At 74.9% G+C, this 7,018-nt stretch carries 5 protein-coding genes and 1 pseudogene; 3 read left to right on the top strand and 3 right to left on the bottom strand.

All coding sequences use genetic code 11. The features are described 5' to 3' along the window. From MR1_RS18055 to MR1_RS18045, 3 genes are all read right to left on the bottom strand, one after another. A partial coding sequence (locus MR1_RS18055) for a WxL protein peptidoglycan domain-containing protein (RefSeq protein WP_067250345.1) occupies positions 1-1,003 on the bottom strand: 1,003 nt, incomplete at its 3' end. 74 nt (positions 1,004-1,077) lie between these two features. Continuing rightward, on the bottom strand, positions 1,078-3,054 hold the full coding sequence (locus tag MR1_RS19565) for a glycerophosphodiester phosphodiesterase family protein (protein WP_084344900.1): 1,977 nt from the start codon (positions 3,052-3,054) through the stop codon (positions 1,078-1,080). A 174-nt stretch (positions 3,055-3,228) separates the two neighbouring features. Then, positions 3,229-3,993, bottom strand: a complete 765-nt coding sequence (locus tag MR1_RS18045; protein WP_067250340.1) for a GntR family transcriptional regulator — start codon at positions 3,991-3,993, stop codon at positions 3,229-3,231. A gap of 140 nt (positions 3,994-4,133) precedes the next feature. Between MR1_RS18045 and MR1_RS18040 the strand changes: the two genes are divergently transcribed. From MR1_RS18040 to MR1_RS18030, 3 genes and pseudogenes are all read left to right on the top strand, one after another. Beyond that, the gene (locus MR1_RS18040) at positions 4,134-5,111 is read left to right on the top strand and encodes an AAA family ATPase (protein ID WP_067250336.1); all 978 of its coding nucleotides are present in this window, start codon (positions 4,134-4,136) and stop codon (positions 5,109-5,111) included. A gap of 41 nt (positions 5,112-5,152) precedes the next feature. Continuing rightward, positions 5,153-6,445 carry a DUF58 domain-containing protein gene (locus MR1_RS18035; protein ID WP_067250333.1) on the top strand — a complete coding sequence of 431 codons (1,293 nt, stop codon included), beginning with the start codon at positions 5,153-5,155 and terminating at the stop codon, positions 6,443-6,445. Then, positions 6,432-7,018: pseudogene (locus MR1_RS18030) on the top strand (transglutaminaseTgpA domain-containing protein); the annotation flags it as partial. The gene MR1_RS18035 and the pseudogene MR1_RS18030, both read left to right, overlap by 14 nt.

The following is a 7,018-nucleotide window of genomic DNA, read 5'->3' as shown; positions in this document are numbered from 1 at the left end:
CCCCGGCGCCGCGCCGGCGCCACCGCAGCAGCACGAGGGTCGGGATCCCCACCAGGAGGGCGGCGAGCACCCAGGTGCCGGGCGCCACGGCGACGGCGGTCACGCGCGCGGTCGCCTGCTCGACGACCGGGACGTCGCCGGAGACCGTGGTCAGGACCGTGGGCGCGACGGCGATCGAGGCGGTGAAGAACGGCGACCACGCCGGGATCCCGTCGATCCGGGCGTCCACCCGGACGGCGGCGTCCGGGAGCAGCTCCGACAGCTGCGGGACCCCCGTGGAGCCGTCCGTGACCGAGGTGACCGCCACGCCCTGCACGTCCACCTGCTGCGGACCGGACAGCCGGGTGTTCCCCGTGTTCGTGACCGCGTAGCCCACCTGCGCGGACGCCGGCTCCCAGGGCCAGAAGCCGGTCTGCACCTGGAGCGCCGTGTCCGACAGGCCGAGTCCCGCGGTGAGCTCCCCGGAGACGGCGACGGTGACGCGCGTGGCGTAGCGCATGTCGACCGAGACGACGTCGCCGGTCTGCTGCCGCACGGTCAGCAGGGCCCCGGCGTGCTCCCCCGGTGCCGCGTCGGCGGGGACGGTGACCGAGAACGGGACGCGCGCCTGGGCGCCCGGAGCGATCGTGACGCTCTCGGTCGCGGGGGCGATCCAGGATCCGATCGCGTCCGCCGGGGTCTCGTCGCCGGCCCGGGCGAAGTCGAGCGCTCCCTCGCTGGTCGTCTCGCCGCCCGCTCCCTGGACGGCCAGGACGAGCTCGGTCGAGCCCGAGTTGCGGACGAGGACGGCGTCGTCGATGCGCGCCCCGGGGTCCACGGCGTACGCGAAGTTGGTGCGTTCCTCGCCGACGGCGGTGATCACCGGCGTCATGCTCCACGCGACGCCCTGCGCCTCGTCGGCGGGGGTCTCCGCGGCGGCGGCCGCCGGGGCCGCGGTGAGGGCGGCGGAGCCGGCGAGGACGAGGACGAGGGCCGCGCGGGCGGCGAAGGGGGTGCGGTTCATGCGTTGCTGTCCTTCCTTGCGGGATCGTCGGAGGGCCTGCGGGGCGGAGCGCCCGCCCCGCAGGCCCAGCCGTGCTACTGGACGACCGTGATCGTCAGCGTCGAGGTGTAGTCGCCGGCGGCCTGACCCACGGGCAGGCGCAGGTCGAGGCCGGCTCCGATCGTGGCGGTGTCGGTGCCCTTGAACTCGTCGCTGTCCGAGGAGGCGAGCAGCGACGGCACGGACAGGCCGCCGTTCTCCCCCGGCCGGACGGTCTTGCCGGGCTGGGCGTCGGCACCGGGGTGCTTGACGAACGGGGACCAGCCGAGCGACTCCGCGGAGAACTCCTCCTCGCCCGCGACGAACCCGGAGGCCTTCGCGGTGAGCGCCCAGGCGCCGGCCGGCGCCGACCGGGTGTCCGTGACGAGGAGGTCGTTCAGCGCTCCCTGCGCGACGAGGCTGTCGCCGAGCGCGGTCGCCGTGCCGAGCGAGACGACGTCCTGGGAGCTGAACCGCCAGGTGAACTCGCCGCTGGGCACGCTCGGGCCGCCCTCGGGGATCTCCACGGCCATGAGCTGCTCGTTCTCACCGGGCTCCTCCGGCTGCTCCGGCTCCTCGGGGCGGTGCTGGTTGTAGCGGAGGTTCCAGCCGACGAGCTGGTCCGGGCGGTTCGTGATGATCCCGTCCACGCCGTACGCGGTCAGCGTCTGCCACTGCTGGGCGTTGTCCACCGTCCAGACGAACACGCCGACGCCCGAGGCGTGGGCGGCCGCGACGGACTCGGCCGTGACGCTGTTCGGGTTGACGGCGTCCGCCCCGAGCGCGATCCCGCGGTCGATCACGTCCTGGTTCAGCTCGCCGACCAGCCAGCCGAGAGTCAGATCCGGCGCCACCGCGGCGATGTTGCCCACCGTCAGGGCGCTGAAGCTCTGCGCGAACGTGCGGTCGGCGACGCCGTGCGCGTTGATCATGTCGACCGTCATCTGCGTCTGCGCGACGTCCCAGTCGCCCTTGTACTCCAGCAGCAGGTCCGCGCCGCCCCCGGCGACATAGGTCAGCACCTCGTCCAGGGTCGGGATGCGGGTCCCCGCGAACGCGTCGGAGAACCAGGACCCGGCATCCAGCGCGCGGATCTGCTCGAGGGTCAGGTCGCGCACGGCCCCGCTGCCGTCGGTCGTGCGGTCGACGGTGTCGTCGTGGATCACGACCGGCACGCCGTCCTTGGTCAGGGCGATGTCGATCTCGAAGAGGTCGGCGCCGGCGCGGGACGCGGAGACGAACGCGGGCATCGTGTTCTCGGGGGCGACCGAGGAGTTGCCGCGGTGGGCGGCGACGATCCCGGTGTCGCCCGGCTGGACGAGGTCGATCGGCGGCGCCGGCTCCAGCGCCGTGATCTCCACGTTGTCGAAGCTCACGGTGGAGCGGTTCGCGATGAGCCCCATCACGCCGTCCTGGGTGCGGACCAGCTGACGGGTGGACATGATCTCGACCCCGTCGACGAACCACGTGCCCCGCCCGCCGCGGACCTCGACGCGCAGGTGCGCGTCCGTGCCGATCCCGATCGCCTCGGCGGTGGACCCGGTGTCGGTGACGTTCCAGGCGTCCGCCGGCGTGCGCTGGGCGAACTCCACCCCGTTCGCGGCGTTGGAGCCGTTGCGCAGGGCCGCCTGCTGCCACGGGTGGGAGCCGTCGGCGGGTGCGTCCAGCAGCAGCGACAGCCAGCGGGCGCTGTCCGCGGCCTGCTCGAAGCGCACGTCCACGTCGAAGGCGAAGTCCTTCAGGTGCGACCCGAAGGTGATCTTCGCGTCCTGGGCCCCGCTGGTGCCGACGAGCCGGCCGTCCGCGACCTTCCAGTCCCCGGCGATCGCGTTCCACCCGTCCGGGAGCGTGCCGTCGTCGAAGGCCTCCGAGAGGACGACGTCGCCCGGGGCGACCTCGGCGGATGCCGTGGCCGGCGTCTGGGCGTGCGCGGCCGGCACGGCGACGAGCCCCGCCGTGAGCGCCGCCGCCGTCGCGGTCACGGCGAGAGCCGTCCCCGCGCGTCGGGCGCTCCGCGTGATGCGCATGGTCATGAGATGCGTTCCTTCCCTGTCCGAATCGGCCGCGCGCGATGCGCGACAGGGTCAGTCAAGGAACGGCGGATCACCGCCGGCGGACCGGGCGCTGCACGGCTCCTCGCCGCGCGGTGAACGTTCCCGCACCCGGCCTGACCGTTCGGCCGGGGTGTCAGAACGGGCCGCGGGCGCTCAGGCGGTGCGGGCCCGGTCGCGGCCCCGCCGCCACTGCCCAGGGGCCGCGTTGACGAGGCTGAACGCCGTGACCGTCCCCAGATAGCGGTCGTCGCTGAGCTCGAACGGACGACCGTCGACGGTGCGCACGGTCCGCTCGACGCGCAGCAGCGGCGTGGCGCTCGGCGACTCCAGCAGCCGTGCGTCCTCGGGCGTCGCCGCCATCGCGGAGATCCGGTGCTCGCCGTGGGCGAGGCCGGGTCCGCCCTCGCGCTCGACGACCTCCATGATCGACCGGGCGTCCTCGGGAAGGGTGGACAGCAGCGGGATCAGCCACGCGGGGTAGGTCGTGCGCTTGACCATCGCCGGCACGTCGTCGAGGGTCTGCACCCGCGTGATCCGCAGCACCGGCGCGCGATCGGCCACGCCGAGCTCCCGCGCCTCCTCGGCCGTCGCCCGCCCCTCCACGCTGCGCACCGTCCGCCCGCCGGGGCGCAGGCCCGTGGCGAGCGCCCACTGCCCGAACGAGCGCAGCTCGGTGACGTCCTGCATCCGCGGCGCCTCGTGCACGTACCACCGTGCGCCGCGCCGGCTCACCCTCCGGTACGACTCCTCCACGTCCTGCAGCGCCCGGTGGATCGTGCCCCGGGCGACGCCGAAGCGGGCCGCGAGCATCGCCTCGCTGGGCAGCGGCGTGCCGGGACGATAACGCCCGCCCTCGATCTCCCGCAGGATCATCCGGGCGATGCGGAGGTGCTTCGGAGCGGTGTCACGGGCGCGCATGGGGCCATCGTGGCGCGCGCCGGTGAACGGCAGGTGGCGCGGGAGGGACGCCATCCGTCTCCCAGGTCCGGCACGGGGGCCGGCGGGTAGGATCACAGCAGCGCACCGGGGCGCCCCGGGACGACGCCGGAAGGGACCGCATGGAAGCCTCCTCCACGCCGATGGACGCTGCGGCGTTCGCCGCGCAGACATCCGCCATCCTGGCCTCGGTCGCGGAGGTGATCGACGGCAAGGAGCAGGCCCTGCGCAGCGCACTGGTCTGCCTGCTCGCCGAGGGCCACCTGCTCATCGAGGACGTGCCCGGCGTCGGGAAGACCATGCTCGCGCGGGCCCTCGCGGCCAGCATCGACGCGACCGTGCGCCGCATCCAGTTCACCCCGGACCTGCTGCCCGGCGACGTGACCGGGGTGAGCGTCTACAACCCGGTGGAGCGCGAGTTCGAGTTCAAGCCCGGCGCGGTGTTCGCGCACATCGTCATCGCGGACGAGATCAACCGCTCCTCCCCCAAGACGCAGTCCGCGCTCCTGGAGGCCATGGAGGAGGGGCAGGTGACGGTGGACGGACGCACGCACCCGCTTCCGGATCCGTTCCTCGTCGTCGCCACGCAGAACCCCCTGGAGATGGAGGGCACCTACGCGCTGCCCGAGGCCCAGCGCGACCGCTTCATGATGCGGATCTCGATGGGCTACCCCGACGCCGCCGCCGAGACGCTCATGCTCCGACAGCGCGACACGGTCAACCCGCTCGACACGATCCGGCCCGTGCTGGCCGCCGCGGACGTCACCGGGCTGATCGCCTGGGCGCGCTCGATCCACGTCGCCCCCGCCGTCGAGGAGTACGCCGTCGCGCTCGCCCAGGCGACGCGCACGGATCCGAACCTCCACCTGGGGGCGAGTCCCCGGGCCACCCTCCAGCTGGTGCGCGCCGCGAAGGTGCACGCCGCGCTGGACGGCCGGGAGTTCGTCATCCCCGACGACGTGTCCCAGCTGCTGCCCGCCGTATTCTCGCACCGGCTGATCCCCGCCCGCGGGGCGCACCGCGCCGGTGCCCGCCCGATCGAGCAGGCCCTCGCCCACATCGTCGAGCGCACCCCGGTGCCGGTGGGCGCCGCCCGCTGACCGACCGCGCGGCGAGACGGATGCGGAGGGACGGACGCGACATGGCGGACGACAAGCGCGGACGACGGCGCCGGGCGCCCCGACACCGCCCGCTGACCGGCCGCGGCGCCGCCGCGCTGGTCCTGGGCCTGGTCTGCGTCGTCGCGGCGAACGTGCTCGGCACGCCCGTGCTGCTGTACCTCGGCGTGCTGCTGTTCGCCCTCGTCGCCCTCGCCGCGCTCGCGGTGGCCCTCCCCCGCCGAAGCGGCGCCGTGACCCGCACGATCGCGACCGACCTCCTCCCCGTGGGCGAGAGCTCCTCCGTGCTCGTGCGCTTCGGCCTCCGGTCCGTGACGGGTCCGCCGGTCGGATTCTGGCAGGACGCGCTGCCGCCGTCCGTGCGCGGCGACGCGTCCGGGCCGTTCCCGCCCGAGCGGGCGAACCGTACGGAGCGGACCGCGGACGGGGTGCCCTTGACCCTGACGTACGAGATCCAGGGCGTGCGCCGCGGTCTCTGGTCGCTCGGCCCGTTCACGCTCACCACGACCGATCCGTTCGGACTCGTGCGCCGTCGCCAGGACTTCGGCGAGACCCGGCCGATCACGGTGGTCCCCGAGGTGGTCGCCCTCGCCCCCCTCCACGACCGCGTCGGCGCCGCCGGGGGCACCGCGCAGACGTCGTCCAGCCGGCTCGGTCAGGGCGCGGACAACCTGTCTCCGCGCCGCTACGTCTCCGGGGACTCCATGCGCCGGATCCACTGGCGAGCCACCGCGCACCGCGGCGACCTCATGGTGCGCCAGGAGGAGCAGGAGTCGAGCCCGGACGCCGTCGTGGTGCTGGATCGCGCCGGCGTGCGCTGGCCGCGCTCCTCGTCCGGGTCCGTCGTCGGCGGCGCCGCGGACGACGCGTTCGAACGCGCGGTGTCCGCCTGCGCCTCGATCGCCCTGCATCTGTCGGATCACGGCTACGCCGTGGACGTCGTCGACGCCACGGGAGTGCTCCTGGGCCGGCTCCGCGGCGGCGAGGACGATCGCGACGGACTCCTCGTGGCCCTCGCGGCGACCTCTCCGCGCAGCGGTGAACGCGACGCCCACCTGGCACCGGCCGTGGGCGGGCACCTGCTCGGGCCGCTCGTGGTGGTGACCGGGGCGCTCGGGACCGACAGCGCCGGCGTCTTCCCGCACGGCGGCGCCGCCACCCCGATCCTGCTGGCGACGGACCCCGCACCGCGGGCGCTGGAGGCGGCCGCCTCCCAGGGCTGGCTCACCGGTCGCCTGGACGAGGACGTCGCCGCTTCCTGGGCCGATGCCGTGCCCACGCCCGTGTCCGAAGGGGGCCGCCGTGCCCGCCCGTGACCAGGGATCCTCCGCCGCCTGGCAGGGGCCCGTCCTCTCCTCGCCCCACGCGACCGGCGGCGCCGGCGCAGAGCGAGGCACGGGCGTCGTGGGCGCCGCCCTGATCACGGCCCTCTGCCTCGCCGTCGCCGTCTGGCCCCTGCTCGGCGTGATCCAGGCGGGCCGCTGGAGCGCGGACGCGCTCGGCGTCGCACTCGGCGTGCTCGTCGCCGGCGTGGCGCTACGGCTCCTCCTGCGCGGACGCCCGCGCGCAGCGATGATCCCCGTGGTGCTGGCCGGGCAGGCGCTGGCCGCGTCCGTCATGCTGACGGTCCTGGAGTTCCGCGCCGAGGCGCTCGCGGGCGTCCTCCCGACGCCGGAGGCGGCGCGGGCGTTGCCGCCGCTGTTCGCGCAGGCCTGGCAGGAGGTGCTGCTGGGATCCGCGCCGCTGGAGTCCACGCGCCCCGTCGCCGTGGTGATCGCCCTGGGCGTCGCCGCGCTGGCGATCGTGCTTGACCTGCTCGTCGTCGTGCTGCGGCTGCCGCTGCTGGCCGTGCTCGCCGTGGCGGGTGTGGGGGTGGTCCCGGCGGCGGC

It is taken from the genome of Microbacterium resistens NBRC 103078, from assembly GCF_001552355.1.
GTDB classification, from domain to species: Bacteria; Actinomycetota; Actinomycetes; order Actinomycetales; family Microbacteriaceae; genus Microbacterium; species Microbacterium resistens.
Note: the sequence above shows the minus strand (reverse complement) of the source record. Positions and strands in the feature narration are given on the sequence as shown.